18 protein-coding genes are annotated in these 17797 nt (G+C 62.8%); 11 read left to right on the top strand and 7 right to left on the bottom strand.

The window, feature by feature from the left end; all coding sequences use genetic code 11:
- Positions 1–105: 105 nt before the first annotated feature.
- Together AD664_RS14355 and AD664_RS14350 are read left to right on the top strand one after the other, a co-directional pair.
- On the top strand, positions 106–639 hold the full coding sequence (locus AD664_RS14355; protein WP_042729862.1) for a gluconokinase: 534 nt from the start codon (positions 106–108) through the stop codon (positions 637–639).
- Positions 640–730: 91 nt separating this feature from the next.
- A complete protein-coding gene (locus AD664_RS14350; protein ID WP_042729861.1) occupies positions 731–2083 on the top strand; it encodes a GntP family permease in 1353 nt (450 codons plus the stop codon).
- Between the two features lie 138 nt (positions 2084–2221).
- Here the strand turns inward: AD664_RS14350 and alaC are convergent, their stop codons facing one another.
- Positions 2222–3439 carry an alanine transaminase gene (gene alaC / locus AD664_RS14345; protein WP_053147426.1) on the bottom strand — a complete coding sequence of 406 codons (1218 nt, stop codon included), beginning with the start codon at positions 3437–3439 and terminating at the stop codon, positions 2222–2224.
- A gap of 197 nt (positions 3440–3636) precedes the next feature.
- Here alaC and AD664_RS14340 point away from each other — a divergent pair, with 197 nt between their 5' ends.
- Complete coding sequence (locus tag AD664_RS14340; RefSeq protein WP_053147424.1) at positions 3637–4299, top strand: LysE family translocator; 663 nt, start codon at positions 3637–3639, stop codon at positions 4297–4299.
- Positions 4300–4380: 81 nt separating this feature from the next.
- Positions 4381–4866 carry a GyrI-like domain-containing protein gene (locus AD664_RS14335; protein ID WP_053147422.1) on the top strand — a complete coding sequence of 162 codons (486 nt, stop codon included), beginning with the start codon at positions 4381–4383 and terminating at the stop codon, positions 4864–4866.
- Between the two features lie 7 nt (positions 4867–4873).
- Here the strand turns inward: AD664_RS14335 and AD664_RS14330 are convergent, their stop codons facing one another.
- Positions 4874–5359: an N-acetyltransferase gene (locus tag AD664_RS14330; protein ID WP_053147420.1), complete on the bottom strand. Its 486-nt coding sequence runs from the start codon at positions 5357–5359 to the stop codon at positions 4874–4876.
- A 140-nt stretch (positions 5360–5499) separates the two neighbouring features.
- Here AD664_RS14330 and AD664_RS14325 point away from each other — a divergent pair, with 140 nt between their 5' ends.
- The 4 genes from AD664_RS14325 to AD664_RS14310 all read left to right on the top strand — a co-directional run bounded on the left by AD664_RS14325 (position 5500) and on the right by AD664_RS14310 (position 8101).
- Positions 5500–5943: an SgcJ/EcaC family oxidoreductase gene (locus tag AD664_RS14325; protein ID WP_053147419.1), complete on the top strand. Its 444-nt coding sequence runs from the start codon at positions 5500–5502 to the stop codon at positions 5941–5943.
- Between the two features lie 67 nt (positions 5944–6010).
- Positions 6011–6355: a YciI family protein gene (locus AD664_RS14320; RefSeq protein WP_042729855.1), complete on the top strand. Its 345-nt coding sequence runs from the start codon at positions 6011–6013 to the stop codon at positions 6353–6355.
- A gap of 28 nt (positions 6356–6383) precedes the next feature.
- Positions 6384–6860, top strand: a complete 477-nt coding sequence (locus AD664_RS14315; protein ID WP_053147417.1) for an SRPBCC family protein — start codon at positions 6384–6386, stop codon at positions 6858–6860.
- Positions 6860–8101 (top strand): RNA polymerase sigma factor, encoded by a 1242-nt coding sequence (locus AD664_RS14310; protein WP_053147415.1) that lies wholly within the window; start codon positions 6860–6862, stop codon positions 8099–8101. Before AD664_RS14315 ends, AD664_RS14310 begins: the two co-directional genes overlap by 1 nt.
- 367 nt (positions 8102–8468) lie before the next feature.
- Here AD664_RS14310 and AD664_RS14305 read toward each other — a convergent pair whose 3' ends face one another.
- From AD664_RS14305 to AD664_RS14285, 5 genes are all read right to left on the bottom strand, one after another.
- Positions 8469–9812: an imelysin family protein gene (locus tag AD664_RS14305; RefSeq protein WP_053147413.1), complete on the bottom strand. Its 1344-nt coding sequence runs from the start codon at positions 9810–9812 to the stop codon at positions 8469–8471.
- Between the two features lie 207 nt (positions 9813–10019).
- A complete protein-coding gene (locus AD664_RS14300; protein WP_047736886.1) occupies positions 10020–12071 on the bottom strand; it encodes a bifunctional diguanylate cyclase/phosphodiesterase in 2052 nt (683 codons plus the stop codon).
- 306 nt (positions 12072–12377) lie between these two features.
- Complete coding sequence (locus AD664_RS14295) at positions 12378–12974, bottom strand: superoxide dismutase (protein WP_042729851.1); 597 nt, start codon at positions 12972–12974, stop codon at positions 12378–12380.
- A gap of 175 nt (positions 12975–13149) precedes the next feature.
- Entirely contained in the window at positions 13150–13752 is a 603-nt protein-coding gene (locus AD664_RS14290) for a LysE/ArgO family amino acid transporter (protein ID WP_042729850.1), read from the bottom strand.
- Positions 13753–13757: 5 nt separating this feature from the next.
- The gene (locus AD664_RS14285; protein ID WP_053147412.1) at positions 13758–14159 is read right to left on the bottom strand and encodes an ACT domain-containing protein; all 402 of its coding nucleotides are present in this window, start codon (positions 14157–14159) and stop codon (positions 13758–13760) included.
- Between the two features lie 89 nt (positions 14160–14248).
- On the opposite strand from AD664_RS14285, the gene AD664_RS14280 reads away from it, so the two are divergent.
- The 3 genes from AD664_RS14280 to AD664_RS14270 all read left to right on the top strand — a co-directional run bounded on the left by AD664_RS14280 (position 14249) and on the right by AD664_RS14270 (position 17212).
- Positions 14249–15148, top strand: coding sequence for a LysR family transcriptional regulator ArgP (locus tag AD664_RS14280; protein WP_042729848.1), 900 nt, complete (start codon positions 14249–14251; stop codon positions 15146–15148).
- A gap of 89 nt (positions 15149–15237) precedes the next feature.
- Positions 15238–16230 (top strand): NAD(P)-dependent oxidoreductase, encoded by a 993-nt coding sequence (locus AD664_RS14275; RefSeq protein ID WP_053147410.1) that lies wholly within the window; start codon positions 15238–15240, stop codon positions 16228–16230.
- Between the two features lie 106 nt (positions 16231–16336).
- A complete protein-coding gene (locus tag AD664_RS14270) occupies positions 16337–17212 on the top strand; it encodes a hypothetical protein (protein ID WP_053147408.1) in 876 nt (291 codons plus the stop codon).
- The last annotated feature ends 585 nt before the right edge of the window (positions 17213–17797 follow it).

Below are 17797 nucleotides of genomic sequence, written 5' to 3'. Positions count from 1 at the left end.
AACATGCTGCAACCACAAAAATGACAAGAAGGCGTCGGCAACTTCTGCTTTTGCTGCGGTGTCATAACTGGCAAAGGTAGCGCTGTCTGCGCGCTGAGGTGTTACATGAACAATCCCATCACCGCCCTGGTCATCATGGGCGTTGCCGGTTGCGGCAAAACCTGTGTCAGCCAGGCCCTGTGCCAGTTGAGCGGCGCCACCGCCATCGAAGGCGACACCTTCCACCCTGCGGCCAACATCCAGAAGATGAGCGCCGGTATTCCCCTGAACGACGACGACCGTGCCGGCTGGCTCGACAGCCTGTGCGACGAGTTGCGCCGCGTCGATGCCACCGGCGAACGTCCGGTGCTGACCTGTTCGGCCCTCAAGCGCAGTTATCGCGAACGTCTGCGCAGCGCCTTGCCGGGCCTGGGCTTCGTATTCCTCGAACTGACCCCCGAAGTGGCCGCCGACCGCGTGTCCCATCGTCCGGGCCATTTCATGCCGTCGACCCTGATCGACAGCCAGTTCGCCACCCTCCAGTCCCCTGTCGGCGAGCCCCTGACCCTGGCTCTGGACGCGTCCAGCCACAGCGTCGACGAACTGGCCCAGCAAGCCTACGCCTGGTGGTTGGAACACGGCTTGAAGCTGGCGAGCTGAGCCCCACTGTTTTGCGTCAGAAAGATAGCGCTGTCCCGACGGCTTACAACTAACTGCTTCAATAACAACAACAAATCAGGAGACACCCCTCATGTTTGGCATGTCCCACGAGACGTTCCTACTGCTCGATGCAGTGGTCACGGTGATCGGACTTATCCTCCTCATCACCCAGTTCAAACTCCACCCGTTCATTGCCCTGACCATCGCCGCCGCGTTTCTCGGCCTGACCTCGGGCATGCCGATCGGCACCATCATCAAGGCGTTCCAGGACGGCTTCGGGGGTGTGCTGGGCTTTGTCGGGATCATCCTGGCGCTGGGCACGATGCTCGGCAAGATGATGGCCGAGTCGGGCGGGGCCGACCAGATCGCCCAGACCCTGATCCGCGCGTTCGGCAAGGACAAGGTGCAGTGGGCCATGATGTTCGCCGCGTTCCTGGTGGGCATCCCGCTGTTCTTCGAAATCGGCTTCGTGCTGTTGATCCCGCTGGTGTTCATCGTGGCCCGGCGCACCGGCGTGTCGATTATCAAGATCGGCATCCCGCTGCTCGCCGGCCTGTCCGCCGTGCACGGCCTGGTACCGCCGCATCCGGGGCCGCTGCTGGCCATCGGCGTGTTCGGCGCCGACATCGGCAAGACCATCCTCTATGGGCTGATCGTTGCCTTGCCGACCGCCATCATTGCCGGTCCGATTTTCGGTACGTTCATCGCCAAGCACATTCCAGGTCACGCCAACCAGGAACTGGTTGACCAACTGGCCCGCGAACCCGATGCCAAGGAACTGCCGAGCTTCAGCATCACCCTGGTTACCGTGCTGCTGCCGGTGTTCCTGATGCTGCTCAAGACCTTTGCCGATGTGGTGCTGCCGGACGGTAACGTCTTTCGCACGTTCATGGACCTGATCGGCCACCCGATCTCGGCGTTGCTGCTGGCGCTGCTGCTGTCGCTGTACACCTTCGGGCATCGCCAGGGCATCGGTTCGAACCAGATCCTGAAGTTGCTCGACGCCAGCCTGGCGCCCACCGCCGCGATCATCCTGATCATCGGTGCCGGTGGTGGCTTCAAGCAGATGCTGGTGACCAGTGGCGTGGGTGATGTCATCGGCCATATGGCGGTGAATGCGCAGATCTCGCCGATCCTGCTGGCCTGGCTGGTGGCGGCAGTGATTCGTATCGCCACCGGTTCGGCCACCGTCGCGACCATCACCGGTGCTGGCATCGTGGTCCCCGTGGTGGGGATGATCCCGGGTGTGAACCGCGAGTTGCTGGTGCTGGCAACCGGCGCCGGTTCGTTGATCCTGTCCCACGTCAACGATGCAGGCTTCTGGCTGGTCAAGCAGTACTTCAACATGACCGTGGCCGAGACGTTCAAGACCTGGACCGCGATGGAAACCATCCTGTCCGTGGTGGGCCTGGGCTTTATCCTGTTGTTGTCGTTGGTGGTCTAAGGGCCGACACATAACAACTGTGGGAGCGAGCTTGCTCGCGATGGCGGAGTGTCAGTCAGTCTGAATGCAACTGACCTATCGCCATCGCGAGCAAGCTCGCTCCCACAGTTTTGAATGATATTGCCCACAAGTTCTGTGTCAGGCGTTGGTTTTTTGCACCCACCCATCGGCCCGGAACATCGCCCGAATGCCCCGCACTGCCTGACGGATCCGGTCCTGGTTCTCGATCAGCGCGAAGCGCACGTGATCATCCCCGTATTCACCGAACCCCACCCCTGGCGAGACGCAGACCTTGGCTTCGGCCAGCAGCTTCTTGGCGAACTCCAGCGAGCCCAGGTGCGCATACGCCTCTGGAATCTTGGCCCAGACGTACATCGAGGCCTTGGGGTTTTCCACCATCCAACCCAGTTCATGCAGGCCCTTGACCAGCACGTTGCGGCGTTGGCGGTACTGCTCGGCGATGTCGCGCACGCATTGCTGGTCGCCTTCCAGCGCGGCGATGGCGGCCACCTGCAAGGGCGTGAAGGTGCCGTAGTCGTGGTAGCTCTTGATCCGCGCCAGGGCGCTGACCAGTTCCGGGTTGCCGACCATGAAGCCGATGCGCCAGCCGGCCATGTTGTAGCTCTTGGACAGGGTGAAGAACTCCACCGCGATGTCCTTCGCGCCCGGCACCTGCATGATCGACGGGGCTTTCCAGCCGTCGTAGACGATGTCGGCGTAGGCCAGGTCGTGGATCACCAGCACGTCGTACTGCTTGGCGAGGGCGATGACCCGCTCGAAGAAATCCAGCTCGACGCATTGCGCCGTGGGGTTGGACGGGAAGCCCAGGATCATCATCTTCGGCTTCGGGATCGAGCCGCGAATGGCCCGTTCCAGTTCGTCGAAGAAGTCCACGCCCGGCACCAGTGGCACCGAGCGCACCTGGGCGCCGGCGATCACCGCGCCGTAGATGTGGATCGGGTAGCTGGGGTTGGGCACCAGCACGGTGTCGCCCTGGTCCAGGGTCGCCAGCATCAGGTGGGCCAGGCCCTCCTTGGAACCGATGGTGACGATGGCTTCGCTTTCCGGGTCGATGTCCACCTCATAGCGGTCCTTGTACCAGCGCGAAATGGCGCGGCGCAGGCGCGGGATGCCCTTGGAGGTGGAGTAGCCGTGGGTGTCTTCCCGCTGGGCGACGGTCACCAGTTTCTCCACGATGTGGGGAGGCGTGGCGCCGTCGGGGTTACCCATGCTCAAGTCGATGATGTCTTCGCCGCGCCGACGCGCAGCCATCTTCAGCTCGGCAGTGATATTGAAAACGTAAGGGGGGAGTCGATCGATGCGCGCAAAGCGGCGCGGCGAACCTTGTTCGGCCATTGTTGCCTCGAGATACGTGAGCGCCCGGAACCGTCCGAGCGACGTTGGCCACTGCGGTGGCCTGCGGCGCAAGATAATGGCCGCCGTGGCCGCTTGTCCAGTGGCGCCCCACAACTATTTTCGACGACACTGTCGACCCGCCCGCCGCACGCGTGCGGATAGTCGCAATTCGCCATACCTACTCGAACGGAACGATGATGGAATTTTCCAGCGGTTTTTTGCTGAGCCTCTCCCTGTGCCTGGACATCGGTGTCGCCAACATCGCGATGATCACCCTGGCCATGCAGCGCGGTTACTCCCAGGGGTTTGCCCTGGGCCTGGGTACGTGCGTGGGGGACCTGACCTATGCGGTGCTGGCCCTGGCGGGCATGACCGTGCTGTTGCAATACGAAACGGTGCGCTGGGTGCTGTGGATCGGCGGTTCGGCGTTATTGCTGTATTTCGCGGCGAAGATGATCCACGCGGCGATATATCACAGTGCCGTCCTGGCCGAGGCCGGCGAAGTGCGTGGGCAGTCCTCCCGGCAGGCGTTCCTGCGCGGGATTTTCCTGGCCATGTCGTCACCCAGCGCCATTTTGTGGTTCGCGGCGGTGGGGGGCACGCTCATTGCCCGTGCGGGCGGCGGGACCGTCCTCAGTTCGGCGCTGTTTCTCAGTGGTTTTCTCTGCGCCGGGTTGCTATGGAGCGCGGGCCTGTGCCTGGCGGCGACCCAGGGCGGCAAATTGCTGGGGGATAAGCTGTTGCGCTACTCCTACTGGGCATCCGCGGCGATCTTCTGCTATTTCGCCGTATACGTAATTGTTTCTGGCTACGACGAGTTCGTTGCAAAAACCGCCATGCCGGCCTTGCCGGGGTTCTGACGAGCGAAACGGTGCTGGCAATCACGTGTTGGCTTTCTATACTGCCAAGCCCGACTTCACGTTTTTCCGGAGTGTTGACGCATGGAAAAGCACGCACGCGATTACGCCGCCGAGCCACGCCTCGAACAAGGTCGCTTTCTACTGATTGCCGGTTTTGGCGCACGTTTTACCGCGTGCACGATGCAGGACATCCCGCTGGTCTGGGAGAAATTCCTGCCTTGGCTCGGCAAGGTGCCAGGGGCGAAGGATGAAGTCACCTACGGCGTGGGTTGCAACCCGGACGGGGAGGGCGGGTTCGAATACATCGCCGGCGTGGAAATCAGCCGGCTCGACGACTTGCCCGAACAATTCCGCTGGATCGAGATCCAGCCTGCCCGCTACGCGGTGTTCGAACACAAGGGGCCGCTGAAACAACTGCCGGAGACGTTTCGCTACATCTGGGATGTCTGGTTGCCCCAGTCAGGCCATACCGCGGCGGATGCCCCGGAATTCGAACGCTACAGCGAAGATTTCAACCCAAAGACCGGCGAGGGCAGCCTGGAGATCTGGATACCGCTCCAGCCGTGACCGGCGGCTAGAACCTCAACCCCATCCGCCGCTCATAACCGATACGGCCCCTGTATGCCTCGCCGCTGTCGACCCAGCCCAGTCGGGTGTACAGGCCGATGGCCGCTGCGTTATCGGCATCGACCGAAAGCTCCAGCCCCCTGATTTCCGGCCAGGCCGCCCGTGCCACGGCGGGCAGCGCCTCCAGGCAGGCTTTGCCGTAGCCCTGGCTCTGGACCCGATGATCGACCTGCAGGGCGTGCAGGGTGGCGCTGTGTTCATTGGCCCAGGCGGGCAGTACCGGCGGGCGCTTGAGCAGCAGGAAGGCCACGGGCACGTCGTTGGCCACCAGGGCAAAGCCCTTGACCCCGGGGCCGGGCTTGGACAGCAAGGTGTGCAGCGCACCGTGGATATCACCGGCGTACTGCACCTGTGCGGGGTGGATTTCGATGGCTTCGACCTGTTCGCGTTGCCGCGGGGTCAGGGCTTGGTAGGGTACGAGTCGGGCGGTCACAAAAACGTCCTTGGTTTGCCGGCAGTGTAGGGTCGGGATTCTAGCGTTTTTTTGCCTCGAATTATTTTTGCCAGGGTTGTCGATTCGCCGTTTCTCCAGACGACAAGGGGTGTCTTCCACAAAAAATGCGGAGAATCACCATGAATACCCAAGCCACCGAAACCACCGAAACCCAGATCCAGGCCTTGATCGACACCTATCGCGAGGCGGTCATGAGCAAGGATGTCGAAAAAGTCATGGCCCTCTATGACGAGGACATCGTCTCGTTCGATGCCATCCAGGCCCTGCAATTCAAGGGCAAGGCCGCCTACCGGGCGCACTGGCAGGCGTGCATGGAAATGTGCCCCGGGCCGCACAAGTTCGACTTCCATCAAGTCCGTATCACGTCCGCCGACGCCATTGCCTTCGCCCACTGGCTGGCCTATTGCGGCGGCACCAACGACAAGGGGGAGGAACAGGCCTGCTGGATGCGCGTGACGGCCTGCTACCGGCGCGTGGCCGGCCAATGGAAGATCGTCCACGAGCACTGGTCGGCACCATTCGACCCGATGGCCGGCACGGCGATCTTCGATTTGCAGCCCTGATCGTCGGTTTTTTCGCCAACGGTCTTTCTGCCGTCCATAGTTGATCCGTTCGATCACGGAGTTTGTCATGAAGTACTTATGCCTGGTCTACAGCAACGAACACACGCTGCACAACGCCCCCGACAGCCCTGAGGATGCCGAGTGCATGGCCTACGCCGAGTCGATCCAGGGCAGCGGACGGATGCTTGCCGCCGAGGCCCTGGCGTCGGTGCAGACGGCCACCACGGTGCGCATGCGCGGCGGCAAGCTGTCGATCACCGACGGCCCGTTCGCCGAGACCAAGGAGCAACTGGCGGGCTTCTACCTGATCGACGCGAAGGACTTGAACGAAGCCATCCAGGTCGCCGGCCATATCCCGGCGGCCCGGGTCGGCTGCGTCGAAGTGCGACCGGTACGTCAACTGAACCCCTGAACAACAATCACAAGACAGGATTTGACCCATGAACCTCAAGCCAGCCACTCATGCGTTGTCCATCAGCCGAATGATCGACGCGCCGTGCCAGAAGATCTTCCGTGCCTGGACCGAGCCGGCCTTGCTGGTGCAGTGGTGGGGGCCCCACGGCATGACGACGCCGGAGTGCGAAATGGACCTGTGGGTCGGTGGCCAGTTTCGCACCTTGATGCGCGCGCCGGACGGCAGTGAGTACCCGACCATGGGCGTGTTCCTGGAAATCCTTGCACCTCGACGGCTGGTGTTCACCGATGCATTCGTGCCGGGCTGGATACCGTCGGGCAAGGCTTTCATGACCGCCGAAGTGGTGCTCGAAGAGGTCGGTGACAAAACCCGCTACACCGCCCGGGCATTGCACTGGAGCGAGGAGGATCGCCAGGCGCACGAGGCGATGGGTTTCCATGACGGCTGGGGCCAGAGCCTGGACCGCCTGGAAACGCTGGTCACCCAAGGCATGCCCGACTGATGTCGGCCGAGGCGGTTCGGGCACGAGTCGAGCAGGTGTACCGGCAAGACTCGCGGCGCATCCTCGCCACGCTGATTCGCTTGCTGGGAGACTTCGACCTGGCGGAAGAGGCCTTGCACGACGCCTTTTTCATCGCCGTCGAACGCTGGCAGCGCGACGGCATACCGGACAATCCGCGGGCCTGGCTGGTGTCGGCCGGGCGGTTCAAGGCCATCGACAGCTTGCGCAGGCGTGCGCGCTTTGCCGCGTCCCGGCCTCTGTTGATCGCTCAACTGGAGGCGCTGGAGCAGGCCGACTGGAGTGATGAAGACGTGGAAGACGATCGCTTGCGGCTGATTTTCACCTGCTGCCATCCGGCCCTGGCCGCCGATGCACAGGTGCCGTTGACGCTGCGAGAAGTCTGCGACCTGAGCACCGAGCAAATCGCTCGTGCATTTCTTGCCGCCCCGGCGGCCATTGCCCAGCGCATCGTGCGGGCCAAGGCGAAGATCCGCGACGCGAAGATCCCCTATCAGGTGCCGTCCCGCGCGGAGTTGCCCGAGCGGTTGGACAGCGTGCTGCGGGTGATTTACCTGGTGTTCAACGAGGGTTATTCGGCCTCGATGGGCGCCGAATTGACCCGCGAAGACCTGACCCGCGAGGCCATTCGGCTCGGGCGATTGCTCCTGCAATTGTTGCCCGAGGCCGAGGTCATGGGCCTGTTGGCGTTAATGCTGCTGCACGAATCCCGGCGCCTGGCGCGCACGTCGTCCACCGGGGAGTTGATCTTATTGGACGAGCAGGACCGCACGGTGTGGGATGCCGAGCTGATTGCCGAAGGCTGTGCCTTGGTGGAAGCGGCGCTGGGCACCCGACGGTTCGGGCCGTATTGCCTGCAAGCGGCGATAGCGGCAGTACACGCCGAAGCGCCGACGGCCCTGGAAACCGACTGGCCGCAGATCGTCGGGCTCTATGACGTGCTGTTGCGCGCCATGCCGTCCCCCGTGATCGAACTCAACCGCGCCGCCGCCCTGGCCCAGCGCGATGGCCCGCTGGCAGGCTTGCGCTTGATCGACGCGATCCTGGGCCGTGGCGAACTGCAGGACTACCACCTTGCCCACTCGGCGCGGGCCGAATTCTGCCGCCAACTGGGGCGGGACGACGAGGCCAGGGCCGCGTACGAGCGCGCCCTTGAACTGACGCAACAATTACCGGAGCGGCGGTTTATCGAAGGGCGACTTGCGAAATTAGCCAAGCCATAGCCGGCCCGGTAAAAAGTCGGGTTTAACTCGGTCATTGTGGGAGCGGTGATCACCAATGCCAGCCCCGCCTTGGAACCCTGTGGGAGAGCTTGCTCGCGAAAGCACAGTACCAGTCACCATCGATGTCGAATGTGCCACCGCCTTCGCGAGCAAGCCCGCTCCCACAGTTGGCGTTGCGGTGATCACCAATGCCAGGTCCACCTTGGAACCCTGTGGGAGCGGGCTTGCTCGCGAAAGCGGTGGACCAGCCGACCGAGATGTTGACTGGCATACCGCAGTCGCAAGCAAGCCCTCACAAACCGCTCCGATTTCTCCAGGTACAAAAAAGGCGACCCGGGAGGTCGCCTTTTCAGTTTGCCGGCGTCGATCAGAACTCGTGATCGGCGTTGTCCGGGTTCAGGTCGCTGATGCCCAGTTTGCCGGCCGCTTGTTCGATCGAACCGGTCTGCTTGACCAGTGCGGCGATGGCGTCGCGCACGATCTGGTTACCGGCGGTGTTGCCGGCGGCGATCAGTTGATCGTAGTGCTCGCCCTTGTTGGCGTGATCGACCATGACCTGGATCTTGGCCTCGGTGTCGGCCAGGTCGGCCTTCAGCGCGGTGTCCGCCGCCGGGTCGGCCTTGGCGACCAGGGACGACAGGCTGGCGCCAGTCATCTTGGTGCCGTCGACGCGGGTGTATTCACCCAGGTACACGTTACGCACGCCCTTGGCGTCGTAGAAGTGCGAGTTGTGGGTGTTGTCGCTGAAGCAGTCCTGCTCGTCTTCTGGCGAGTTGGCTTCCAGGGACACCTTCATGCGCTCGCCCGCCAGCTCGCCGAGGGACAGGCTGCCCATGCCGAACAGCATCTTGCGCAGGCCGCTTTCGGCCGGTTCCGCTTCCAGGGTGGCGCGGTAGTTGTCAGCCACGTTCGGCTTCCAGTTGCCGACCATTTCTTCCAGGTCGCTGACCAGCAGTTGGGTCACGGACTTGAGGTAGGCACGACGGCGGTCATTGTGGCCACCGGTGGCGCCGGCGCCTTGCAGGTAGTCGGACGCCGGACGGTTGCCCGCACCCGGGCCGGTGCCGTTGAGGTCCTGGCCCCAGAGCAGGAATTCGATGGCGTGGTAGCCGGTGGCGACGTTGGCCTCGGAACCGCCCAGCTCGTTCAGGCTGGCGAGTTTTTCCGGGGTGATGTCCTTGACGTCGACCTTGTCTTCACCCACCTGGACTTGCGTGTTGGCGATGATGTTGGCGGTGGCGCCCGGGTTGCCCAGGGCGTGCTCGTAGGATTTGTCGACGTAGTCGATCAGGCCTTCGTCCAGGGGCCAGGCGTTCACCTGGCCTTCCCAGTCGTCGATGATGGTATTGCCGAAGCGAAACACTTCGCTCTGCAGGTACGGCACGCGTGCCGCGATCCAGGCAGTGCGGGCGGCGCCCAGGGTCTCGGCGTTCGGCTTGGCCAGGAACGCGTCGACGGCGGTTTGCAGGGTCTTGGCCGTGGATTCGGCATCGCTGTAGACGGCGTAGACGATGTCGGCGTAGTGCGCGACAACGGCCTTGGCGGCGGCTTCATCGACTTTGCCGGCGGCAGCAGGGGCGACCGGTGCCGCAGTGCTGGCGGCAGGCGTTGGCGCTTGCGGCGCGGCGGCCTTGTCTTTGCCTTCGCCGCAACCGGCGAGGGAAATAGCGATGGCCAGCAGACTGGCGGTAGCCAGAGGCATACGAATCATGGCGAACATCCTGCTTCGGAAATGGATGGGACAGGCGCGAGGGTGCGCAAAAACTGCGACATAATGCGAAAGATTTGCATTATGTGTAAAGGGTTGCGGCTGTAAATATTTCTTATTTAATCAATGCCGATCGCAGCCTCCGACCACTCCGACAGAACGGTTCGGAACCGTTGTAGGAAATGTCGAAGGCTGTGATGGATCAAGGAATCAGAGGATGGAGGCCTTGCTGCGCTCCGCCTGCTTCAGGTAAGCGCCCAGTTCCCGTGCCGGCAGCGGCTTGCTGTAGTAGTAGCCCTGACCTTCGTGGCAGCCCTCGGCGATGATGTAGGCTTCCTGCTCGACCGTCTCGACGCCTTCGGCGATCACCTGCATGCCCAGGCTTTTGCCGAGCTGGATGATCGCCCGGACGATGGTTGCGTCGTCTTCGTCTTCGAGCAGGTCCTGGACGAAGCTCTTGTCGATCTTGATCTTGTCCAGCGGCAGGCTCTTGAGATAGCTCAGGGACGAATAGCCGGTGCCGAAGTCGTCGATGGCGATCAGTGCGCCGGAGCGGCGCAGGCTCAGCAGGTGTTGGGCCGCGGTGGTGATGTCTTCCATCAGGCCGGTCTCGGTGACTTCCAGCTCCAGGCTGCGAGGCGGCAGCCGGTACATCTGCAGGAGGTTGTTGACCACCCGCGGCAGCTCCGCGTGGTGCAACTGCACCGTCGACAGGTTGACCGCCATGCGCAGTTGGGTGAAGCCCTGGTCATGCCATTCGCGCAGTTGCCGGCATGCCTGGTCCAGCACCCATTCGCCGATGGCGATGATGGTGCCGTTCTGTTCGGCCAGCGGGATGAACAGGTCCGGCGGCACCAGGCCGTGCTCGGGATGATGCCAGCGAATCAGGGCCTCGGTGCCCACCACCCGCAGGTCGCGGTAGCTGATTTGCGGTTGGTACACGAGGGTGAACTGCTCGCGGATCAGGGCCTCGCGCAGGTCTTTCTCCAGTTCGCGGCGCCGGCGCATCTCGCTGTCGACGCTGGCGATGTAGAACTGATAGCGATTGCGCGAGCGGCTCTTGGCCAGGGTCATGGTCTGCTCGGCTTTTTGCAGCAGCTTCTCGGTGCTGTCGCCGTCTTCGGGGAAGAGGGTGATGCCGATGGTCGCCCGCAGTCGGATCCCGTGGTCATCGAGGGCGAACGGCGCCTCCAGGTCGTCGAGGATGCTCTGGGCCAATTCGGCAGCCTCGTAGGGCTGTTCGATGTCGGCCTGGACCAGGGCGAACTGGTCGCCCCCCAGTCGCGCCAGGGCACCGAGGCGACCGCTGTGGGCGCGCAGTCGGTCGGCGAGGGCGAGCAGCAACTGGTCGCCGGTCTGATAGCTGAACTGCTCGTTGATGCCCTTGAAATCATCCAGCCCGACACACAGCACCGCCACCCGACGTTGCAGACGGCCGGCATCCACCAGGATCTTGTCCAGTTGCTGTTGCAATTGCTGGCGATTGGGCAGACCGGTGAGAAAGTCGTACTGGGCCATGCGCAACAGGCTGTCTTCCGCTTCGTGGCGCAGGTGCGTGTTGCGCTCGATGGATTCGAGCAACTGGTTGGCGGTATTGATCCACAGCCCCAGTTCGTTATGTTCGTGACCGCGCAGTTGCGGGATCTTGTGGGCGCTGGGGCGATCAGGGTTGATTTCGGTCAGGTGCTCGATGATCCGCGACAACGGCTTGGTCAGCAGCCAGTGGTAGACCAGGTACAGCACCAGGCCCATGGCCAGGGCCCGAAGCATGCCGGAAATGAAGATGATCACCGAACTGACGATGAAGCTCTCGCCATAGGTGGCGGTGTCGAGGGTAATGCTCAGGTCACCGTAGTATTCGCTGTAGGGCCCGCGCCCCACCAGTTGCGTGGTGAAGGTGCGCTCCTTGCCCAGGATCAGGTCGGTCAACCAGCGGCTTTCGGACGCCTGCAGGGCACGGCTTTTTTCGGCGAGCATGGTTTCGCGGGGATGGCCTATGGAGGCCATGCGTACGGCTTTGTCCTGGAACAGGCCTTCGATCACCTGCATGCCCATTTCCCGGTCCAGGCTGTAGACGGCCTGGGTCGACGGATCGCGGAACATGTCGAGGATACGCTGGGCGTCGTTGGCGACGGCCTGGTTGGTTTTGTAGGCATCGAACACGATCTGGGCGCAGCTCAAGAGCACGCCAACGATCAATGCCGAGAGGAGCACGACCCGGAGCAACTTCACAGACAAGCTGTTCTTGAGTTCCAGCTTCAAAGAGTGGTTCCTTGTTCCGTGCGGTAGCGTCAAGTTGCCATGAGTATTGGCAATCCTGTGATGTCAGTCAAAGGGACAATCAAACACCAGGGTTTTCGCCGATGAACATGGCCGATGGACGGTTCTTTCAGAGTGATTGCTCTATGCCCATTGTGTCGGTTGCAAGGGAGCGCAACTTGAGGCCTGGCGGGAATTTTTATTGGTGCTCAAGGCGCACGGTGTCCCCGGCACCGATCGATACCCCGCCATTGGCGCCGGGCACAAAAAACCCGGCAAGGTGCCGGGTTCTTTGGTCTGGCTACGGGCTTAGGCGGTGAAGGTCTTGCCTTCGAACTGCTCGGCCACGAATTTCCAGTTGACCAGGTTCCAGAACGCTTCGACGTATTTCGGACGAACGTTGCGGTAGTCGATGTAGTAGGCGTGTTCCCAGACGTCGCAGGTCAGCAGCGGGGTGTCGCCGCTGGTCAGCGGGTTGCCGGCGCCGATGGTGCTGGCCAGGGCCAGGGAACCGTCAGCCTTTTTCACCAGCCAGCCCCAGCCGGAGCCGAAGGTGCCGATGGACGTCTTGCTGAACTCTTCCTTGAACTTGTCGAACGAACCGAAGGCCTTGTTGATGGCTTCGGCCAGTGCGCCGGTAGGTTCGCCGCCGGCGTTTGGCGCCAGGCAGTTCCAGTAGAAGGTGTGGTTCCAGACCTGAGCGGCGTTGTTGAAGATACCGCCCGAGGAGGTCTTGACGATTTCTTCCAGGGTCTTGCCTTCGAACTCGGTGCCAGGTACCAGGTTGTTCAGGTTCACGACATAGGTGTTGTGGTGCTTGTCGTGGTGGTATTCCAGAGTTTCTTTGGAGATGTGCGGCTGCAGTGCATCGTGTGGGTAAGGCAGCGGCGGCAATTCGAAAGCCATGGTGATTCTCCTAATCAGGTCAGTTGCGGTGAGCGCAAGGCCGATCACGGGCGGCCCGACTTGCGCCGGGGAGTTTGTACTCTTTGCGGCGCAGGAGTCGGATCATAGCACCGGGGGTGCGGCATAACCACGCAACAACTGTGTGGGATAGAGGTTCCAGAGCGGTTTGGAATAATCAGCCACTGACGATCAATTGCCCGGCCACGGTGAACATCATCGCCGCGACCAGCAGGTCGAGGATCCGCCAGGTGGCGGGACGAGCCAGCCACGGGGCCAGCCGTGCGGCACCGAAGGCGAGGGTGAGGAACCACAACAGCGACGCACTCGCCGCGCCGATCACGTAGGCACCGGGCATGCTCTGCTGGGCGCCGAGGGAGCCGATCAACAGCACGGTGTCGAGGTACACGTGGGGGTTGAGCAGCGTCACCGCCAGGGCGCTGAGCAGCACTGCCCGCAAGGAGCGCACGGCCTGGTTCTCACCGTGTTGCAGGCTTTGTTTCGAACAGGCCCGGCGCAACGCCAGGCTGCCATACCAGAGCAGGAAGGCGGCGCCGCCCCAGCGGGCGATCGACAGCAGCAAGGGGCTTTGGGCCAGCAGCGTTGCCAGGCCGAAGACGCCTGCCGCGACCAGCAGCGCATCGCAGGTAATGCACAGGGCGGCCACCGGCAAGTGGTGCTCGCGGCGCAGGCTCTGGGCCAGGACGAATGCGTTCTGGGCACCGATGGCCATGATCAGCCCGAGGGCCATCAACAATCCGTTCACATAGCTTTGCCACATGTTCGTCACTCCCCGCTGGCGGCCAGTTGCCCCAGTACGTCCATGGCCCGCTCGGCGTCGTCACGGCCGACGAACAGATGGTCGTGGTAGTAGCCGGCAATCACGTTGCAACTGATCCCGGCATTGCCCAGGGCTGTGGCGAAGGCGGCGGTCAGGCCTACGGCTTGCAGCGCCGAGTGCACGTTGAGGGTGATCCAGGCGGCGACGTAGTCCCAGCCCAGGCCGGCCTGCTGTGCCTGGGATTTTTCCAGGATGACGGTCAGCCCCTCGCGTTCGAGAAAGCTGCCGATGATCTCGATGCCGGCCGGCACCTGGCCGTCGGGCAGGCAGCAGAACACGTAGTCGCCGTGATTGAGCTGCGGGCTCAGGCCGCGGATCAGGGTGGTCAATGATGTTTCGCCAGGCATGGCTCGCTCCTTCAAATGATGCTGGCCATTGTCCGGTGGGGCGCTGTATAAGAAAAACCAATCCTGCTGATTACTCATTAGGAAAACTGATGTTCGACTACAAATTGCTTTCCGCCCTGGCCGCCGTGGTCGAGCAGGCCGGTTTCGAGCGGGCGGCCCAAGTGCTGGGCTTGTCGCAATCGGCCATCTCCCAAAGGATCAAGTTGCTGGAGGCACGCGTCGGCCAACCGGTCCTGGTGCGTGCCACACCACCGGCGCCGACGGAGATCGGCCGGCGCCTGCTCAACCACGTGCAGCAAGTGCGTCTGTTGGAGCGAGACCTGCAAAGCCTGGTGCCGGCGCTGGATGAAGAAGGCCTGCCCGAGCGCTTGCGCATCGCCTTGAACGCCGACAGTCTGGCGACCTGGTGGGCGGCGGCGCTGGGCGATTTCTGCGCCCGGCAGCATGTGCTGCTCGACCTGGTGGTGGAGGACCAGACCGTTGGCCTCAAGCGCATGCGTGCGGGCGAAGTGGCGGCGTGCGTCTGCGCCAGCGAGCGTCCGGTGGCCGGTGCACGCAGCGTGCTGCTGGGTGCCATGCGTTACCGCGCGCTGGCCAGCCCGGCGTTCATCGCCCGGTACTTCCCCGACGGTGTGCGCGCCGATCAACTGGCCCACACCCCAGCCCTGGTGTTCGGCCCGGACGACTTCCTGCAACACCGCTACCTCGCGTCCCTGGGCGTCGAAGGCGGTTTCGAACACCATTTGTGCCCGTCGTCCGAAGGGTTCATTCGCCTTGCCGAAGCCGGTCTCGGCTGGGGCCTGGTGCCGGAATTGCAGGTGCGTGAACAGCTGGCCCAGGGCACGCTGGTGAACCTGCTGGCAGATAAACCGATCGATGTGCCGCTGTACTGGCATCATTGGCGCAATGGTGGGCAGTTGCTCGGTGCGTTGACCGAACAGTTGATCCGTTCCTCCCGGCAGTGGCTGGTGCCTTGGGCACCGTCCTAGACGTCAAGCAACAGGTCGCAAGCGACGCACAGTTAAATTGGCAGGTTGTTGTAGCTTGACGCTCGTAACCGCCCTTCCAAGGAGCATTCATGAAAATTCTGGTTACCGGCGCGAGCGGCTTCATCGGCGGGCGCTTTGCGCGTTTCGCCCTGGAGCAAGGCCTGGATGTACGGGTCAACGGTCGCCGGGCCGAGAGCGTGGAGCACCTGGTGCGTCGCGGTGCGCAGTTTGTCCAGGGGGACCTGAGCGATCCGCTGCTGGCGCGTGACCTGTGCGTGGATGTCGAGGCCGTGGTGCATTGCGCCGGGTCCGTAGGGCTGTGGGGGCGTTACCAGGATTTTCACCAGGGCAATGTCGAGGTCACGGAAAATATCGTCGAGGCTTGCCTCAAGCAGAAGGTCCGGCGCCTGGTCCACCTGTCGTCGCCGTCCATCTACTTCGACGGTCGTGACCACCTTGGGTTGACGGAAGAGCAGGTGCCCAAGCGCTTCAAGCACCCGTATGCCGCCACCAAGTACCTGGCCGAGCAGAAGGTGTTCGGTGCCCAGGAGTTCGGCCTCGAAGTACTGGCCCTGCGCCCGCGTTTCGTCACCGGTGCCGGCGACATGAGCATTTTCCCGCGCCTGCTGAAGATGCAGCGCAAGGGGCGGCTGGCCATTGTGGGCAACGGATTGAACAAAGTGGATTTCACCAGCGTGCAGAACCTCAATGAGGCGTTGCTCAGCAGCCTGCTCGTCACCGGTTCGGCCTTGGGCAAGGCCTACAACATCAGCAACGGCGCGCCGGTGCCGCTGTGGGATGTGGTCAATTACGTGATGCGCCAGATGCAAGTCCCACAGGTCAGGCGTTACCGTTCCTACAGGTTGGCTTATAGTGTCGCCGCCCTGAACGAAGGGGTCTGTACGTTATGGCCGGGCCGCCCCGAACCGACGCTGTCACGTTTGGGGATGCAGGTCATGAACAGGCACTTCACCCTGGACATCAGCCGGGCTCGGCAGTATCTCGATTACGACCCTCAGGTCAGCCTGTGGGCCGCGCTCGATGAGTTCTGTGCCTGGTACAAAGCCCAGGATGCCCGCTGATCGGCCCGTCATGAACCGAGTGCCGGGTTCGGGGTCAATCGGTGCGGCGGGCGAGGGGGTTATACTCGCCGCACCCAGTCATCACCGGTTTCCCAAAGGTTGAACCATGCCCATGCGTAACGATGCCAACGACGACTTCGACGATGTACCGAGCCTGCGGATGCGCGCCGACATCCCCGATGACGATGACTTCCCCACCCACCGCCCGGCCCACGCGCAGGCGCGGCCGGCAGCCGTTGCCGCAGCCAAGGTCAAGGGCCCCAGCACCGGGCCGTTGTGGGCGTTGATCGGCGCCTTGGTGTGTGCGTTCGGCTTCCTGGCCTGGTGGAGCTTCCAGCAGATTTCCCTGATGGAACAGCAACTGGTGGCGACCCAGGAAAGTTTTGCGCGCATCAGTGAGGATGCGGCAGGGCGGCTGCAGGATATTTCCGGCAAGGTGGTGGCTGGTCAATCCAATGTCATGAGCGACAGCGAAGCCTTGAAGCTGCAGATCAAGCAGCTGGAAGGCAAGCTCCAGGACCAGGCTCGGCAGTTCGACAGCAAGTTGCAGGAGCAGTACAAACTCCAGCAGGCCACGTTCGGTCCGTCCGCCGACCTGGACAAGGAGCTGGCCCAGCTCATTGCCCAGGCCACTGAGCAGCAGAACACCAGCACCCAGTTGCAGGCTGCCAACAAGGAGCTCCAGGCCCAGGTCAAGGCGTTGTCGACTGAAGTGACGGCCCTGAAGAACCAAGGCGAGGGCGGCGCCCTGGATGCCCAGCTCAAGAGTATCGGCGCCGACATCACGGCCCTCAAGCGAGCCACCTCCAACTCGGCCCTCGAACGCCTGGAACAGGACGTGATCGTTCTCAAGAGCCAGCAGGACAACGGCGGCAACACCGCCGAATTCGACGCCTTCCGCGGCCAGGTCACCCGCAACATCAACACCCTGCAAGCGCAGATCCAACACCTGCAACAGCAACTCAGCGCTCGGGCCCAGTAAAGCCTTCGCGAGCAAGCTCGCTCCCACAGTGGTCTTGTGGTGCTGGCGGGAATCAAGTCCACCTCCATCCCTTGTGGGAGCGGGCTTGCCCGCGAAAGCGTTGGATCAGTCACGAAGATGCTGGCTGGCCTGACGCTTTCGCGAGCAAGCCCGCTCCCACAGTGGTCTTGTGGTGCCGGCGGGAATCAAGTCCACCTCCATCCCTTGTGGGAGCGGGCTTGCCCGCGAAAGCGTTGGATCAGTCACGAAGATGCTGGCTGGCCTGACGCTTTCGCGAGCAAGCCCGCTCCCACAGTGGTCTTGTGGTGCTGGCGGGAATCAAGTCCACCTCCATCCCTTGTGGGAGCGGGCTTGCCCGCGAAAGCGTTGGATCAGTCACGAAGAAGTTGGCTGGCCTGACGCCTTCGCGAGCAAGCTCGCTCCCACAGTGGTCTTGTGGTGCCGGCGGGAATCAAGTCCACCTCCATCCCTTGTGGGAGCGGGCTTGCCCGCGAAAGCGCTGGATCAGTCACGAAGAAGTTGGCTGGCCTGACGCCTTCGCGAGCAAGCTCGCTCTCGCACGGTGTCGTGTTTGCACCGTGTTTT

The organism is Pseudomonas sp. P97.38, assembly GCF_001269745.1.
Classification (GTDB): domain Bacteria; phylum Pseudomonadota; class Gammaproteobacteria; order Pseudomonadales; family Pseudomonadaceae; genus Aquipseudomonas; species Aquipseudomonas chlororaphis_E.
This window is presented reverse-complemented; position numbering and strand designations above follow the sequence as displayed.

Excerpts from the sequence above, each read along its gene's own strand:
- AD664_RS14310 (WP_053147415.1), top strand. The coding sequence starts at position 6,860 with ATGTCGGCCGAGGCGGTTCGGGCACGAGTCGAGCAGGTGTACCGGCAA.
- AD664_RS14325 (WP_053147419.1), top strand. The coding sequence starts at position 5,500 with ATGAATACCCAAGCCACCGAAACCACCGAAACCCAGATCCAGGCCTTG.
- AD664_RS14335 (WP_053147422.1), top strand. The coding sequence starts at position 4,381 with ATGGAAAAGCACGCACGCGATTACGCCGCCGAGCCACGCCTCGAACAA.
- AD664_RS14280 (WP_042729848.1), top strand. The coding sequence starts at position 14,249 with ATGTTCGACTACAAATTGCTTTCCGCCCTGGCCGCCGTGGTCGAGCAG.
- AD664_RS14275 (WP_053147410.1), top strand. The coding sequence starts at position 15,238 with ATGAAAATTCTGGTTACCGGCGCGAGCGGCTTCATCGGCGGGCGCTTT.
- AD664_RS14285 (WP_053147412.1), bottom strand. The coding sequence starts at position 14,159 with ATGCCTGGCGAAACATCATTGACCACCCTGATCCGCGGCCTGAGCCCG.
- AD664_RS14295 (WP_042729851.1), bottom strand. The coding sequence starts at position 12,974 with ATGGCTTTCGAATTGCCGCCGCTGCCTTACCCACACGATGCACTGCAG.
- AD664_RS14320 (WP_042729855.1), top strand. The coding sequence starts at position 6,011 with ATGAAGTACTTATGCCTGGTCTACAGCAACGAACACACGCTGCACAAC.
- AD664_RS14290 (WP_042729850.1), bottom strand. The coding sequence starts at position 13,752 with ATGTGGCAAAGCTATGTGAACGGATTGTTGATGGCCCTCGGGCTGATC.
- AD664_RS14270 (WP_053147408.1), top strand. The coding sequence starts at position 16,337 with ATGCCCATGCGTAACGATGCCAACGACGACTTCGACGATGTACCGAGC.
- AD664_RS14350 (WP_042729861.1), top strand. The coding sequence starts at position 731 with ATGTTTGGCATGTCCCACGAGACGTTCCTACTGCTCGATGCAGTGGTC.
- AD664_RS14355 (WP_042729862.1), top strand. The coding sequence starts at position 106 with ATGAACAATCCCATCACCGCCCTGGTCATCATGGGCGTTGCCGGTTGC.
- AD664_RS14315 (WP_053147417.1), top strand. The coding sequence starts at position 6,384 with ATGAACCTCAAGCCAGCCACTCATGCGTTGTCCATCAGCCGAATGATC.
- AD664_RS14305 (WP_053147413.1), bottom strand. The coding sequence starts at position 9,812 with ATGATTCGTATGCCTCTGGCTACCGCCAGTCTGCTGGCCATCGCTATT.
- AD664_RS14340 (WP_053147424.1), top strand. The coding sequence starts at position 3,637 with ATGGAATTTTCCAGCGGTTTTTTGCTGAGCCTCTCCCTGTGCCTGGAC.
- alaC (WP_053147426.1), bottom strand. The coding sequence starts at position 3,439 with ATGGCCGAACAAGGTTCGCCGCGCCGCTTTGCGCGCATCGATCGACTC.